The organism is Kribbella sp. ALI-6-A (assembly GCF_001984195.1).
GTDB lineage: Bacteria > Actinomycetota > Actinomycetes > Propionibacteriales > Kribbellaceae > Kribbella.
This window is the reverse complement of record NZ_MTQN01000009.1, coordinates 393844-409718: the sequence shown is the minus strand read 5'-3', so window position 1 is coordinate 409718 and position 15875 is coordinate 393844. Positions and strand designations below refer to the sequence as shown.

At 71.8% G+C, this 15875-nt stretch carries 10 protein-coding genes; 6 read left to right on the top strand and 4 right to left on the bottom strand.

From position 1 onward, the window contains the following. Position 1: 1 nt before the first annotated feature. The 5 genes from BWI15_RS10925 to recD all read left to right on the top strand — a co-directional run bounded on the left by BWI15_RS10925 (position 2) and on the right by recD (position 10500). A complete protein-coding gene (locus BWI15_RS10925) occupies positions 2-1048 on the top strand; it encodes a zinc-dependent alcohol dehydrogenase (protein WP_077014222.1) in 1047 nt (348 codons plus the stop codon). Beyond that, entirely contained in the window at positions 1045-2061 is a 1017-nt protein-coding gene (locus tag BWI15_RS10920) for a Gfo/Idh/MocA family protein (protein WP_237771221.1), read from the top strand. Before BWI15_RS10925 ends, BWI15_RS10920 begins: the two co-directional genes overlap by 4 nt. Before the next feature lie 65 nt (positions 2062-2126). Next, a complete protein-coding gene (recC, locus tag BWI15_RS10915) occupies positions 2127-5435 on the top strand; it encodes an exodeoxyribonuclease V subunit gamma (RefSeq protein ID WP_077014220.1) in 3309 nt (1102 codons plus the stop codon). Next, positions 5435-8728: a UvrD-helicase domain-containing protein gene (locus BWI15_RS10910; RefSeq protein ID WP_077014219.1), complete on the top strand. Its 3294-nt coding sequence runs from the start codon at positions 5435-5437 to the stop codon at positions 8726-8728. The genes recC and BWI15_RS10910 overlap by 1 nt, the downstream gene beginning before the upstream one ends. Beyond that, a complete protein-coding gene (recD, locus tag BWI15_RS10905) occupies positions 8725-10500 on the top strand; it encodes an exodeoxyribonuclease V subunit alpha (RefSeq protein WP_077014218.1) in 1776 nt (591 codons plus the stop codon). Before BWI15_RS10910 ends, recD begins: the two co-directional genes overlap by 4 nt. A gap of 55 nt (positions 10501-10555) precedes the next feature. Here the strand turns inward: recD and BWI15_RS10900 are convergent, their stop codons facing one another. Next, on the bottom strand, positions 10556-12025 hold the full coding sequence (locus tag BWI15_RS10900; protein WP_077014821.1) for a serine/threonine-protein kinase: 1470 nt from the start codon (positions 12023-12025) through the stop codon (positions 10556-10558). Positions 12026-12235: 210 nt separating this feature from the next. Between BWI15_RS10900 and BWI15_RS10895 the strand changes: the two genes are divergently transcribed. Further along, positions 12236-12979 carry an HNH endonuclease family protein gene (locus BWI15_RS10895; RefSeq protein WP_077014217.1) on the top strand — a complete coding sequence of 248 codons (744 nt, stop codon included), beginning with the start codon at positions 12236-12238 and terminating at the stop codon, positions 12977-12979. A gap of 13 nt (positions 12980-12992) precedes the next feature. Here BWI15_RS10895 and BWI15_RS10890 read toward each other — a convergent pair whose 3' ends face one another. Genes BWI15_RS10890 through BWI15_RS10880 form a run of 3 tightly spaced genes read right to left on the bottom strand, consistent with a single transcriptional unit; the run spans position 12993 to position 15822 of the window. Continuing rightward, complete coding sequence (locus BWI15_RS10890) at positions 12993-13994, bottom strand: cobalamin B12-binding domain-containing protein (protein ID WP_083750672.1); 1002 nt, start codon at positions 13992-13994, stop codon at positions 12993-12995. Continuing rightward, complete coding sequence (locus BWI15_RS10885; RefSeq protein WP_077014216.1) at positions 13982-15301, bottom strand: PP2C family protein-serine/threonine phosphatase; 1320 nt, start codon at positions 15299-15301, stop codon at positions 13982-13984. Before BWI15_RS10885 ends, BWI15_RS10890 begins: the two co-directional genes overlap by 13 nt. Then, a complete protein-coding gene (locus BWI15_RS10880) occupies positions 15301-15822 on the bottom strand; it encodes an STAS domain-containing protein (protein ID WP_077014215.1) in 522 nt (173 codons plus the stop codon). Before BWI15_RS10880 ends, BWI15_RS10885 begins: the two co-directional genes overlap by 1 nt. Positions 15823-15875: the final 53 nt, after the last annotated feature.

Below are 15875 nucleotides of genomic sequence, written 5' to 3'. Positions count from 1 at the left end.
CGTGGGACGTCTCGTTCGCTTCACTTCACCGCGCAAGGCCGAAGTCGTCGACTTCCCCGACCAGCCGGCCGGCTCGGGGGAGGTCCGCCTGCAGACCCTGTTCTCCGGGATCTCCGCCGGGACCGAACTCACCGCCTACCGGGGCAGCAACCCCTACCTCAACAGCGAGTGGGACGCCGAGCGGCGGTTGTTCGTCCCCGGCGACTCCACCCACTCCTACCCGCTCGACGGTTGGGGGTACGAGGAGGTCGGCCGGGTCGAGTCCGTCGGTGACGACGTGGATCCGGACCTGGTCGGTCGCCTGGTCTGGGGGACCTGGGGACACCGGTCGTCGGTGGTCAAGCCGGTCGACTGGGTCCAGGACCGGCTGCTGCCGGAGGGCTCGACGCCGATCGCCGGCATCTTCGCCAAGATCGGTGCGATCGCGCTGAACGCGATCCTGGACGCCGACATCCACGTCGGCGAGACGGTGGCGGTGTTCGGCGCCGGCGTACCGGGACAGATCGTCGCGCAGCTGGCCCGGCTGAACGGCGCCCGGGTGATCGTCGTCGACCCGGTGGCGGCGCGGCGTGAGCTGGCCGAACGGCTCGGGGCGTCGCTGACACTCGACCCGACGACCGACAGCGTCGCCGAGCGGGTCCGTGCGCTCACCGGCAACCGCGGCGCCGACGTCGTGATCGAGATGAGCGGTAGCTACCAGGCGCTGCAGGAGGCGGTCCGGACCGTCGCCTACAGCTCCCGGGTCGTGGCCGGAGGCTTCTTCCAGGGCGGCGCCACCGCCGTTCGGCTGGGAGAGGAGTACCACCACAACCGGGTGGCGATCATCTGCTCGCAGATCTCCGGCGTCGCGCCGATCCTGCAGCACCGCTGGGACGAGCTGCGGATGTCGCAGACCGTTCTAGAGCTGGAGCGTGACGGCAAGCTGCCACTGCAGGAGTTGATCACCGACGTGGTCGCCGCCGAAGACGCACCGGCTGCCTTCGAGATGCTCGACGCCACCCCGGAGAAGGCGCTGCAGGTCGTGCTCGACTACGGGGTCGACCAGTGAGCGCCGCGGTGGAGCCGTTCCCGCGCTCGGACGGCAGCGTGCGCTGGGGCATCCTGGCCACCGGTGGGATCGCCAAGATCTTCGCCCGCGACCTGCTGGCCCACGGGCACCAGGTCGTTGCCGTGGGCTCCCGTTCGCTCGCGTCGGCGGAGTCGTTCGCCGCCGAACTGGGCATCGCACGGGCACACGGCAGCTACGAGGAACTCGTGGCGGACCCAGGTGTCGACGTCGTCTACATCGCGACCCCGCACAACTTCCACGCCGCCAACGCCGAGCTCGCCCTCGAGCACGGCAAGCACGTCCTGGTGGAGAAGGCGTTCACGCTGACCGGCGACCAGGCCCAGCGCGTCGCCGACCTGGGCCGGGAGCGCGGCCTGGTCGTGCTGGAGGCGATGTGGACCCGGTTCCTTCCGCACATGGCCCACGTCCACCGCCTGATCGAGTCGGGCCGGCTGGGCCAGGTGCGCTCGGTGCACGCCGACCACACCCAGCGCCTTCCGCAGGCCGACGACCACCGGATCAACAATCTCCAGCTCGGCGGCGGTGCCCTGCTCGACCTCGGCATCTACCCGGTCTCGTTCGCGTGGGACATTCTCGGCCGGCCGGTCGAGGTCCAGGCCCGCGCCGCGTTCCGGAACTCGGGCGTCGACGCCTCGGTGGCGACCGTCTTCGGGCACGAGGGCGGCGCCATCTCGACGACGTACTCCTCCAGTGAGACCCGCGGTCCGAACAGCGCAACCGTGCTCGGGACCGAAGGACGGATCGCTATCGCCGACACCTGGTACACGCCGGCGCCGGTCACCTTGCTGGACAACAGCGGCAAGGTGCTCGACCGTTACGACGAACCGGTGAGCGGCCGCGGCATGCAGTTCCAGGCGGCCGAGATGGAACGCCTCGTCACCGCAGGCCAGACCGCGGGCAGCCCGTTGCTGCCGCCGGAGGAGTCGGTCGGCATCATGCGAACGATGGACGAGATCCGCGCGCAGATCGGGCTTCGCTACCCCGACGAGTGACCGGTCGTCCACAGCCTGGGCCTGCCCTCCGACGGCGTGCCGGGGTGGCGTGGCATGCTTCCTCGGTGACCCTGTACCTGCACCGCGCCGAGCGCACCGACGTGCTCGCCGACGGACTGGGTGACCTGCTCGCCGTGCCGCCGGCCGACCCGTTCGCCGAGGAGCTGGTGGTGGTGCCGGCCAAGGGGATCGAGCGGTGGTTGTCCCAGCGGCTGTCGCACCGGCTGGGCGCCGGGCCGGGAGGTGGCGACGGCGTGTGCGCCGGGGTGCGGTTCACGTCGCCGCGGTCGCTGGTGTCCGCGGTACTCGGGATCACCGACGACGACCCGTGGGCGGCCGACGCCATGGCGTGGCCGCTGCTCGCGGTGCTGGACGACTCGCTCGACGAGGCGTGGTGCGAGCCGGTCGCGCGACACCTCGGCCACTTCGACACCGGCTCCGAGGCCGAGCTGCGCCGCGGACGCCGGTACGCCGTCGCGGCGCGGCTGGCCCGGCTGTTCGCGGCGTACGCCGTCCAGCGGCCGGCCGTGCTCGCGGACTGGAGCGCCGGGCGGAACACCGACGGCCTCGGCGGGGTCATCGACGACGACCTGAGCTGGCAGCCGGAGCTGTGGCGGCGACTGGCCGAGCGGATCGATGCACCGCCACCGACCGTCCGTCACGCCGAGACGGTGGCGCAGCTCCGTGAGAAGCCCGAGTCGCTCGATCTGCCGGCGCGGCTGTCGCTGTTCGGCCACACGCGGCTGCCGGTCACGGAGATCGAGCTGCTGTCGGCGCTGGCCGAGCACCGCGACGTACACCTCTGGCTTCCCAACCCCAGCGGCGTGCTCTGGGAGCGGCTGCAGGGTGCGACTGCGGGAGAGCGGTCCAACGACGTGACGCATCAGCAGGCCGCACACCCACTCCTGGCGACCCTCGGGCGGGACAGTCGCGAGCTGCAGCTGTCGCTCGCGGCGGTGCCGAGCGTCGACAGCCACCTCCCGTCACCAACGACGCCCGGCACACTTCTCGGCTGGCTGCAGCACGATCTGCGCAACAACACCGTGGCCTCTGAAGGACGACAGCTGGCTCCTGGCGATCGCAGTGTTCAGGTCCACGCCTGCCACGGCACCGCCCGGCAGGTCGACGTACTGCGTGAGGTGCTGCTGGGCATGCTGCAGGCCGACCCGACGCTGGAGCCGCGGGACATCCTCGTGATGTGCCCCGACATCGAGACCTACGCGCCGCTGATCAGCGCTCGCTTCGGCCTCGGCGACCTGCACAAGAACGGCCATCCGGCCCATCAGCTCCGGGTGCAACTGGCCGACCGTTCGCTGACCCAGACCAATCCGCTGCTCGGCGTCGCGTCCCAGTTGCTCGATCTCGCGGGCAGCAGGGCGACGGCCAGCCAGGTGCTCGACCTGGCGCAGACCGATCCGGTACGCCGGCGCTTCCGCTTCACCGACGACGATCTCGACACCGTGACCGCGTGGGTGCGCGAGTCGGGCGTCCGGTGGGCGTTCGACCGGACCGACCGCGACCAGTTCGGCCTGGCCGACTTCCCGCAGAACACCTGGCGCTTCGGCGTCGACCGGGTCCTGGCGGGCGTCACGATGTCGGCTGACGCGCACGCCTGGATCGACACCACCCTGCCGCTCGACGACGTGGGCAGCACCCGGATCGAGCTGGCCGGGAGGTTCGCGGAGTACGTCGATCGGTTGCGTGCGGCAACTGATCGCCTCGACGGGACGCAGCCGCTCGCGACCTGGCTCGAGGCCCTGCGCGACGGGATCGACCGGCTGACCCGCGTCGGGCCGGACGACGGCTGGCAGGTCGGCCAGGTGCACCGCGAGTTCGCCCAGGTCGCGGCCGAGGCCGGGCCGCTCACCGCCACTTCGTTGCGCCTGGCCGACGTCCGAGCACTGCTGTCGTCCCATCTGGCCGGTCGCCCGACCCGGGCGAACTTCCGCAGCGGCACGTTGACGGTGTGCACGATGGTGCCGATGCGTTCGGTGCCGCACCGGGTGATCTGCCTGCTCGGGCTCGACGACGGCGTGTTCCCGCGGTTCGGTCTGTCCGACGGCGACGACGTCCTGGCCCGGCGTCCGGTCACTGGCGAGCGGGACGTGCGCAGTGAGGACCGGCAGTTGATGCTCGACGCGATTCTCGCCGCCACGGAGTCGCTCGTCGTCACCTACACCGGCGCCAACGAGTACTCGGGTCAGCCGCGGCCGCCCGCCGTACCGCTGGGTGAGTTGCTCGACTCCCTGGACCGCACGACCGACTCGAAGGTGCGTGACGCGGTGGTGGTCAACCACCCGCTGCAGCCCTTCGACCGCAAGAACTTGGAGTCCGGCCGGCTCGGTACGCCGGGGCCGTTCACCTTCGACCCGACCGCTTTGGTGGCGGCGCGGGTCGGCGGCGGCTCGCGGCCGCCGCGGCCGACGTTCCTGGCCGAGCCGCTGATACTGCCCGGCGGCGAGGACGTCGCGCTCGCGGATCTGCTCGCGTTCTTCCGTGACCCGGTCAAGGGGTTCTTCCGGGCGCTCGACCTGACCCTGCCGTGGGAGATCGACGGCGTCTCGGACGCGATGCCGGTGGAGATCGACAACCTGGAGAAGTGGTCGGTCGGGGACCGGATGCTGCGCGACATGCTCGCGGGCATCCACCCGGACGCCGCGCTGCAGGCCGAGTGGCGCCGGGGGACGCTGCCGCCGGGACGACTGGGCTGGCGGACCGCAACGGAGATCCGAGACATCGCGCGGGGCCTGGCGATCACCGCGCATCCCCATCGGCAGGGCGGCGCCACGGCGTTCGACGTGGATGTGGAGCTCGGCGGTGGCCGGCGGCTCACCGGTACGGTGCCCGGCGTGTACGGGTATCGGCTGGTCTCGGTGAGCTACTCGCGGCTCGACGCCAAGCAGTTGCTGACCTCCTGGATCCAGCTGCTCGCGTTGTCGGCCAACGACGAGGACCACAACTGGACCGGCTTGGCCATCGGCCGTCCCCGCAGCGGCCGCACTCCGGCGAGCCGGCTGTTCGGCCCGGTCGGACCGCAGGCGCGTGGCTTCCTCGCCGATCTGATCTCGATCTACGACAGCGGTCGCCGCGAACCGTTGCCGCTGCCGTTGAAGACCTCCTTCGCCTGGTGCCAGGCGCGCCGGACCGACGACGACCCGATGACCGCCGCCGGGCGGCGGTGGAAGCCCGCCAACTACGACGGTGAGAACGCGGACCCCGCGCACGTCCGCGTGTGGGGACCGAACGCACCGCTCAAGGTCCTGCTCGAGCCGACGCGTCCGGGTGAGGAATGGCAGGGCGAGCCCACCCGGCTCGGCGCCTACGCGGCGCGTCTGTGGGAACCGATGCTGCGCTTCGAGCAGGGAGCGCCCTGATGGACGGGTTCGATCTCCTGGGGCCTTTGCCGTCGGGAACCACTGTGCTGGAGGCAAGCGCCGGCACGGGCAAGACCTATGCGCTGGCCGGCCTGGTCACCCGGTACGTCGCCGAGGGCGCCGCCCGCCTCGACGAGATGCTGCTGATCACCTTCGGCCGCGCGGCCAGCCAGGAGCTGCGCGAACGCGTGCGTTCGCAGTTGCTGGAGGCCGAGCAGGCTCTGGCCGATCCCGATCCGTGGCGGGGCGATCCCGGGCTCCTCGGACATCTGGTCAACGGGAGCGCCGCCGAGCTCGCCGTACGGCATGGGCGGCTCCGGGACGCGCTGGCCAACTTCGACGCGGCGACGATCGCGACGACGCACCAGTTCTGCCAGCTCGTCCTGCGGTCCCTGGGCGTCGCCGGTGACACCGACGCCGGGGTCACCTTGGTCGAGGACCTGACCGATCTCGTTGCCGAAGTGGTCGACGACCTCTACCTCGCCCGGTTCGGCGGTTCGGCGGAGCAGCCGCCGATCACGCGCGGGACCGCACTCGAGCTCGCCCTGAAGGTGGTCGGCAACCCGCACACCCGACTGGTGCCAGAGAAGTACGCCGAGTCCTCTCCCGAGGGGGTTCGCGTCGAGTTCGCGCTGGCCGTCCTGGACGAGGTGGAGCGCCGCAAGCGCCGGCTCGGCGTGCTCGGGTACGACGACCTGCTGACCCGCCTGGCCGAAGCGCTGCAGGATCCGGCCGCGCCGGCGCGGCGGCGGATGCAGCGTCGCTGGTCGGTCGTGATGGTCGACGAGTTCCAGGACACCGACCCGGTGCAGTGGAAGGTGATCGACGCCGCGTTCAACGGCTCGAGCACGCTGGTCCTGATCGGCGACCCGAAGCAGGCGATCTACGCCTTCCGCGGCGGCGACATCGCGACGTACCTGACGGCGGCGGCGACCGCGGGGCAGCGACGGACCCTCGGGACCAACTGGCGCAGCGATCAGCCACTCGTCGACTGTCTGCAGGTCGTGCTGGGCGGTGCCCGGCTCGGGCACCCCGACATCGTCGTCCACCCCGTCGCGGCCCATCACCAGGGCAGCCGGCTCGCGGGCGCGCCGTGCGACGCGCCGTTCCGGCTCCGGGTCGTACGCCGCGAGCAGTTCGGCTCGTCGTCCCGCAAGAGCATCCCGATGGACGAGCTGCGCGACCACATCGCGCGGGATCTCGCGGCCGACATCGGGCGGCTGCTCGCCGCCGGTCCGACGTACGGCGAACGGCCGCTGCGCGCGGGTGACGTCGCGGTGATCGTCGAGGCGCACAAGGACGCACGGGCCTGCCGCGAGGCGCTCGCCCAGGCCGGGATCCCGGCGGTCTACTCCGGTGACCTGGACATCTTCGCGTCGCAGGCGGCCCAGGACTGGCTGTGTCTGCTGGAGGCGTTCGAGCAGCCGCACCGCTCCGGCCTGGTCCGGGCCGCGGCGACGACGATGTTCTTCGGCGAGACCGCGGCCAGCCTGCACGCCGGCGGCGAGGAGCTCACCGACCGGATCGGTCTGACGCTGCGGGCCTGGGCCGATCACCTGCGGGCTCGTGGCGTCGCGGCGGTTTTCGAGGCCGCGCAGCTGAACGGGATGGCGGATCGGGTCCTCGCCTGGCGAGGCGGCGAGCGCGACATGACCGACCTCGCCCACCTGGCCGAACTGCTGCACGACACCGCGCACCGGGAGAAGTTCGGGCTGCCCGCGTTGCTCGACTGGCTGCGGCAGGAGTGCACCGGCAGGGGCCGGACGGCCGAGCGCACGCGCCGGCTCGACAGCGACGCCGCCGCGGTCCAGATCATGACGGTGTGGGTGAGCAAGGGACTGCAGTATCCCGTCGTCTACCTCCCGTTCGGCTTCAACCGGCACATCTTCGACGAGGAGGAGCTGCTGCTGTTCCACGAAAACGGCATCCGCAGCCTCGACATCGGCGGCAAGGGCCGGGCCGAGTACCGGGCGAACGAGAAGCGCTGGCGGGCCGAGGTCGCCGGTGACGACATCCGGCTCACGTACGTCGCACTGACGCGGGCCCAGTCCCAGGTCGTGGCCTGGTGGGCGCCGTCGTGGGACGAGGTCAACGGCGGAATCTCCCGGCTGCTGCGCGGCCGGAAGCAGGGCGAGGCGGTCGTGCCCGACCAGCTGGACCGGGCGACGTCCGACGACGAGGTGCTGATCTGGCTCCGGCGCTGGCAGCAGGCCGGGGGACCGGTGGTCGAGGAATCCGCGATCGCGGATCACGTCGAGCCCCTTGTGGAGCAATCGCCCGGTGGGCTGACGATCGCGCGCTTCTCGCGTGAGGTCGACCTCCAGTGGCGGCGTACGTCGTACTCGGGGTTGATCCGGGCCGCGGAGCAGCAGGTGGGCGGTGTCGGCAGCGAGCCGGAGGAAAGCCAGTTGGAGGACGAGGCGGTCGATCTGGTGCCGGCGCCGACGATCCCGCCGCCCGACGCGTTGCCGTCGCCGATGGAAGGGCTGCCGGTCGGCGCGACGTTCGGGTCGCTGGTGCATGCCGTGCTGGAGGACGCCGACCCGCTGGCGCCGGACCTGCACGCCGAGCTGGCCGCGCGGATCCGGGACCAGCTGCCGTTCTGGCGGGTCGACGTGACGCCTGACGAGTTGGCGACGGCGATGCTGCCGATGCACGACACGCCGCTCGGGCCGTTGGCGCCGGGCCTGACGTTGCGCGATCTGGGCCGCCGCGACCGGCTTCGGGAGCTGGACTTCGAGATTCCGCTGGCCGGTGGCGACCACGCGTCTGTCGACGTGCACCTGTCCGAGCTGGCGCCGCTGATGCGCGCGCATCTGCCGGCTGACGACCCGCTGCTCGCGTACGCCGAACGGCTCGAACAGCCCTTGCTCGGTGGGCAGAGTCTGCGTGGCTACCTGTCCGGGTCGATCGACGTCGTCCTGCGGGTTCCGGACGGCGAGAGTCATCGGTTCGTGGTGGTCGACTACAAGACGAACCGGCTCGGCGATCCGGAGCAGCCGGCGACGTCCGCGGCGTACGGGCGGGACGAACTGGGTGCCGCGATGCTGCACTCCGACTATCCGTTGCAGGCGATGCTGTACTCGGTCGTGCTGCATCGCTATCTGCGGTGGCGGTTGCCGGCGTACGACCCGGAGACGCATCTCGGCGGAGTGGTCTATCTCTATCTGCGCGGGATGTGCGGCCCGGAGACTCCGGTGGTGGACGGCCATCCGGCCGGGGTGTTCAGCTGGCCGTTGCCTGCGGCAATGGTTCTCGCGCTGTCCGAGCTGCTCGACGGGAGGACGGCATGACCACGACCGTCGATGAGTTCGACTCGGCGCTGGCGCTCGGAGCGACCGGGATCCTGCGGGACTTCAACACGGCCGGCGTGCTCCTGGCCGCCGACGTGCACGTCGCGTCGCGGCTCACGGCCATGCTGGGGGAGACCGACGAGACAGTGGCGCTCGCCTGCGCGCTGGTGGCGCGCGCCGTACGGGCCGGGTCGATCTGCCTCGACCTCGCCTTGGTGCGCGACGAGGTCGGTGAGGAAGGCGCCGAGCTGGACTGGCCGGCGCTCGACGAGTGGCTGACGGCTCTCAGGGCGAGCCCGCTGCTCGCTGCGCCGTACCCGCTGCATCTGGAAGAGACCCTGCTGTACTTCGATCGCTACTGGCGTGAGGAGGAGCAGGTCGAGCAGGACCTTCGCCGTCGCGCCCAGCGACTGGAGCCGCGGATCGCCAACGAAGCCGTGCTGCTGGCAGGGCTGGACCGGCTGTTCCCCGGCAGCTCGTACGTCGAGCAGCGCGCCGCGGCGCAGACCGCGGTCCGGCAGTGGACGACCGTGCTGACCGGCGGCCCGGGCACCGGCAAGACGACCACCGTCGCCGGGCTGTTGGCGCTGCTCGCGGAGCAGGCGGAGATCGCGGGGGAGCGGCGCCCGTGGATCGCGCTGACCGCGCCGACCGGCAAGGCCGCGGCCCGGCTCGAAGAAGCGGTACGCCGCGAGATGTCCGACCGGCTGTCCCCGGAGGACACCGCGCGGCTGGGCGACTTCCACGCGCGGACCCTGCACATGCTGCTCGGGCGGCGGCCGGACTCGTCCAGCCGGTTCCGCCACGACCGCGACAACCGGCTGCCGCACGACATCGTCGTCGTCGACGAGACCTCGATGGTGTCGCTGACGATGATGGCGCGGCTGCTCGAGGCGGTCCGGCCCGGAGCCCGGCTGGTGCTGGTCGGCGACCCCGACCAGCTGGCGTCGATCGAGGCGGGCGCGGTGCTGGCCGATCTCGTCGACGGGCTGGTGTCCGGCGGGCACATCGAGGCCGCCGAGCTGCGGACCTCGCACCGGTTCGGCAGCGAAATCGGCGAACTGGCGTTGGCCGTGCGCGAGGACCGGGCGGACGACGTACTCGGCGTACTGCGGGGTGGTGGGGAGCGGGTGCACTTCGTCGAGCAGGACGACCCGCGGGAGACCTTGCGCGCCGCGCTGCTTCCCGACGTACTGGCGATCCGGGAAGCTGCCGAGGCCGGTGATGCGGACGCCGCGCTGGCGGCGCTCGACCGGCATCGCCTGCTCTGCGCGCATCGGGAAGGTCTGTGGGGCGTGCAGCACTGGAACCGGACCGTCGAGCGGTGGATCACCGAGGAGACCGAGGACCCGCTGTGGGACACCTGGTACGTCGGACGGCCGGTGCTGGTGACGGCCAACGACTACGCGCTGGGCATCTACAACGGTGACGTCGGGGTGACCATTCGGCGGCCGGACGGTTCGCTGCGGGTGTGCATCGACAGCTCGCGCGGGCGCCGCGACTTCGCACCCAGCCGCCTCGGCAACATCGAGACGCTGCACGCGATGACGATCCACAAGGCCCAGGGCAGCCAGGCCGCCGAGGTCACCGTGCTGATGCCGAACGAGGAGTCACGGCTGCTGACGCGGGAGTTGTTCTACACCGCGATCACGCGCGCGGAGAGCCGGGTGCGGGTTGTCGGCACCGAGGAGTCCGTCCGGCTCGCACTCAGCCGCCGCGCGCTGCGCGCGACCGGTCTCCGGCAACGGCTGGTCGACAGCTCGCCTGAGTAATCGTTAACTGTGGCAATCAGCCGCCGATCCGGTCGACCCTCCGGCCGGCGCGGAGTCAGTCCGTCGACGGCGAGCTGGTGTTCCGCGCAGGATCCGGCGTGGGTGGTGTACTCACCGGAGTGCTGGACGGAGACGGGTCCGACGACGGCGTGGTCGAAGGCGACGGTTCCGACGACGGCGTCGTCTGGGTCGGCTGGCTAGGGGTAGGCGTCGGCTCCACGGACCCCGTGGGTGACGTCGTCGGCGACGGTGTCGTACCGCCGGTCGGCGTGGTGCCAGGCGTCGGGGTCTGCTGCGCGCTCGGGCTCTGGGTCGGCTGGACCGTCGCCGTCGGGCTCGCCTCGCCGCCGGGCGCCCCTTGGGTGGGACCGCTGGTGGAAGTCGTGGTCGTCGGGTCCGTCGTACTGGCGGTGGTGCCGGGCGTGGGGGTCGTGAGCTCCGGTTGCGGACCCAGATCGGTCGTCGGTGGCAGCGTCGGGTCGTTGCCGTAGATCGCGACTCCGGCCAGCACCGCCGCTGTCGTCGTCAGGACGGCGACCAGCCCCGCCAGCATCTTCGTCGAAGGGCGTCGCGGCGGCCGGGGTGCAACCTCGAGCGGGTTGGTCCCGGCGGGGACATCAGCGCCTGCGGGGACATCAGCAGCACCAGCCGAGGGAGCGGTCGCAGCGAGTCCCGCGGCAGCGGGGACTCCCGCGACCGCGCGCCAGTCGTCACCGAGCGGCTGCTGGGCCCGCAGGGCGCCGTCCGCGATCTCCGCGGCCGTCGGCCGGTCGGCGGGGTCCTTGGCGAGCATCCGCAGCAGCACGGTCTCGAAGGACCCGGCGAGCTCCGGCCGCTCCAGGCTCGGGCGTACCGGCTCGGCGTCGACGTGCTGGTAGAGGATCGCGGTCGGGTTCTCCGCGGTGAACGGCGGACGCCCGGTCACCAGTTGGTACAGCACGCAGCCCAGCGAGTACACGTCCGACGCCTTGCCGGCCCGGCCACCCCGCGCCCGCTCGGGAGCGAGGTAGTGCGAGCTGCCGATGATCTGACCGGTCGCCGTCAGCGTGGTCGCCCCTTGGCCCGGCAGATGAGCGATGCCGAAGTCCGCGACCTTCACCGCCCCGCCCGGAGCCACCAGCAGGTTGCCCGGTTTCACGTCGCGATGGACGACGTCCTCCCGGTGCGCGGCCGCCAGACCCGCGGCGGCCTGTTCGACGATGTCGATCGCGCGGTCCTTGGGCAGCGGGCCGTGCTGGGTGAGCTCGTCAGCGACCGTGCCGCCCTCGACCAGTTCCATCACCAGGAAGAAGCCGTCGTCGTGGTTGCCGAAGTCGTACACGGACACGACCTGCGGATCACTCAGCCGGGCGGCGGCCTGCGCCTCCCGGTGGAAGCGTTCGGCGGCTCGGGGGTCGCGGTCGGTCGGCAGCAGCAACTTCACCGCCACCGTACGTCCGAGCACCTCGTCGGTGGCACGGAAAACCTCTCCCATGCCCCCGCGTCCGATGGACGGACCCAACTTGTATCGCTTCGCTACCAGCACCTTGTCGCCCGTACCCACGACCCCAGTCAATCAACCGGTACCAAGCTCACCGATGGCGCCCCGCCGAAGCGCACTCATTCTTCCGCCGACGCGCCGAGCGGGCGCGGAAATCGACGCGTCGTCCAGGTCCTGAGCGAGTGACGTAGTCGATCGCCCGGCGTCGGCGCGTACGCCGGGCGGGCCGCTCGCAGGCCGGTAGTTTGCGGTCGCGTGATCCGCCTTCGCTTCGCCGTGGTCCTGCTCGTCTGTGCGACAACCGCCGGGTGCACCTACCCGTCCGCCGGCTCCAGCCCGACCCCTTCCCGTCCCGCGACCGAACCCACCGCCACCAAGTCACCGGCGCCCAAGCCGACGGGACCGGCCAAGCCGGCGACCGGTACGGCGAAGGCGATCGCCGCGGAGCTGCGGCAGGCCCGGGTCGTCGCGGTCCGGCCGGACGTACCGGGCTACCAGCGCGACCGCTTCGGTCAGGCCTGGACCGATGACCACAACGGCCCGGGCGGTCACAACGGGTGCGACACCCGTAACGACGTACTGGCCGCGCAGCTGACCGTGGTGCAGAACCGCACCGCGAAGAGCTGCGTCGTCGTGGCCGGCCTGCTGCCGTCCGAGCCCTACACCGGCCGCCGGGTCGAGTTCCGCAAGGCCGCGGCGTCCAAGGTGCAGATCGACCACGTCTACCCGCTGTCCCGGGCCTGGGACATGGGCGCGGCCCGCTGGTCGGCCCAACGACGCGTCGACTTCGCCAACGACCAGGCCGCCAACCTGCTCGCGGTCGACGGCCCGGCCAACGCCTCCAAGAACGACGCCGGTCCGGGCGAGTGGATGCCGCTGAACCGCGCCTACCGCTGCACCTACGTGCTGCGCTACCTCCAGGTCGCCCGCAAGTACGCGCTGCCGATCACCGCCGGCGACCGCACCGCGGCCCAGGCGATCACGCCGACCTGCCCATGAGCTCCGCGGGCCGTCAGATCCCGACGGCCGCGGGCCACGACGTGCTGAGCAGCGTGTGGGACAGCGGATAGTCGCGAAGCTCGGTACACAGGTGCTGCCCGAGTGTCACCGCATGCCGCGGGTCCGCGTCGCGAGCACTCAGCAGATCAGCGATCCACTGAGCCGTCTGCGGAATCGGGCGTACGTCGCCGGTGAGCAGAGCGGCCCAGACCGCATGCAGGGTCTGGTTGATCGCGTCCTCGGCGATGTCCACAGCAGGATCCACCTCCCAGACCGCTTGCAGGCGCCCGGCGAGCTCACGGTGCGAGAGCTCCAGCGTGGCCTGTTCGGCGGTCGCGTCCGCGGGAAGCGGCTCGGCCATCTGCACGACCGTCGGCAACTCCCGCGCGGCCTGTACGGCACTCGGCGCGTCAGCCGCCCACGCGGTCGCCCCCAGCGCCCGAGCCCGTACGTCGTCCGGCCCGAACGCCGCGCCGCCCACCACGATCGGGATCCCGGCCGTCGTACTCGCCTCGATGAACCGTCTGGTCGTCGGCAGGGCGCCCAGCATCGAGCAGCTCACGGCCAGAGCGTCCGGGCCGAGATCCTGCAGGTACTGCCCGAGGCGCAGCGGCGGAGTCGACGCCCCGAGCAGCGTGGTGTCCCAGCCGTCCGCGCGCAGGGCGCAGTCGATGATCATCGCGGGCAGCGCGTGCCACTCCCGTTCGGCGCAGGCCACCAGCGCCTTGCCGCGGGTCACCGGCAGTTGCCGCACGTGCCGGGCGACGGCCTCGGTGGCCGCGACGGCGACGGCCGTCGCGGCGTGCTCCTCGGCCACCGTCCAGTCGCCGCGCTGCCAGCGCGCCCCGACGTTGCGTTGCGCGGTGGCGACGACGTCGGTCAGGACGACGACGGGCGGTACGCCGTTCGCGAGCAGTCCCTCCACGACCTGCAGGGCGGCCGCCGTGTCGACAGTGGCCAAGGCCAGTTCGAAGGCGCCGAGCGCGTCGAGCTCGGGAACGGTCAGCTCTGCCATCCGAGGGTGCCTCCACAACTGATCGCCAGCACGGCGATGTCGTCGTGGGCGCGACCGTCGAGATGCTCGACCACGTCCTGCTCGACCGCTCCGCACATCGCGTCCGCACCCGCACCGGCGTACTCGCGCAGCAGGCGGATCAGCCGATCCGTCCCGTAGAACCCGCTCTCGCCGCGGGCCTCTTCGACCCCGTCGGTGAAGACCAGCAGAGCGTCGCCCTGCTCGAGCCGCACCGTGGTCGTCGGATAGTCCACCCGCGGTACGACGCCGGCCACCGTGCCCTCGATCGGCAGCTGCTCGGTTCGCCCGTCGGCGCGCACCAGCACCGGCCCGGCATGCCCGGCCACGGCGATGTCCACCTCGGCCGACGACCCGTCGGCGGCCGGTCGCATCCGCAAACAGACCAGCGTGATGAAGCGGTTCGACGTGTCCTGCGAGAAGACGGTGTTGAACGCTGCCAGCAACGCACCCGGTTCGCGCTCGAAGTGCGCCGCCGTCCGGATGCTCTGCCGCGCCCGACCGGTCAGGACGGCGGCGTCGACGCCCTTGCCGCAGACGTCACCGAGAACGGCGAGCCACTCGTCGCCGGAGGTGAAGACGTCGTAGAAGTCGCCACCGATGTCGAGGTGCTCGATCGCCGGCCGGTACCTGGCCGCGATGTCGAGGCCCGGAATCGCCGGCAGCTCCGGCGGGACCAGGCTCTCCTTCAGCGCCGCCGCGACCCGGCTCGTCTGCTCGTAGAGCCGCGCCGAGTCGAGCGCCAGCGACGCCCGGGCCGCCAGCTGCTCACCGACGGCGACGTCCTGCTCGGAGAATCCCCGTCCCTGGCCGCGGACCATCACCAGCGCACCCAGCGTGACGCCGCGCGCGGTCAGGCCCAGGCCGAGTACGTCGACCGGCCGCAACGCCGCCGCCTGCTCACGCAGTCCGGCGTTCGGGATCATCGTGGCGAGAGCGTCGGACGCGGGGTCCTCGAGCGCTACGTGCAGCAGCTCGGTGTGCCCGGTGACCAGCACCCGCTCGAGCGCCTGACCGGCGATCGAGCGGCGCGAGGTCTTCGCGGTCGCCGACGGGTCGTCGCCGCCCCAGAGGGTCAGCCCGCCGGTGCGGGGGTTGACCCAGACCACGACCGCCCAGTCGGCGATGTCCGGCTTCACGCCGGTGAGCAGCTGCAGGACGCAGCGGCGCAGGTTGAGCGAGCCGGTCATGGCGAGGCCGACCTCGTCGACGATCTCCGCGCGGACGGCGGCCGAGTCTGCCAGGAGCGGGTTCCGGACGTCGTCCGGGATCGTGCCGCCGGAGGTCATCAGCGGTCACGTCCCGGCGGCGAGAGGTTCGGCGCCTGATGGTGGGGGAGCGGCGGCGAGAAGCTCGGCTCCTGGTGGTGGGGGAGCGGAGGCTGGGGTGGCGGGGTCGCGGTGGCGTCCCCGGGAAGTGGCGGCTGGGCCGCGGCCGACTCCGCCGAGAGCTGCTGCTGGGCGAGCTCGGGGGCGAGGTCGTCGAGGGACGAGTAGACGGTGAACACTTTCTCCAATTTGGTGATCTTGAGGATCTTGCGGACCCGGGGCTGCGGACCGACCACGATCAGCGCGCCACCATGGGCGATCGACTCCTTGTGGGCGCCGACCAGGACGCCCAGACCGGAGGAGTCCATGAACTCGACGCCGCTCAGGTCGAGCACGAGCGGGTACGGCCCGAGCAGCGCCTTGAGCGTGTTGGTCAGCTCCGGCGCGGACTCCAGATCGAGGTCGCCGTGCACCCGAACCAGCGGGCCGGGTCCGGAGGTGTCGACGTCCACGGTGAAAGCGGCGGCGTCGTCGGTGAGCACGACAGGCTCCTAACCCCGTCACCCGCTGTCGTGCCGGGAGCCGGTCGGACAAC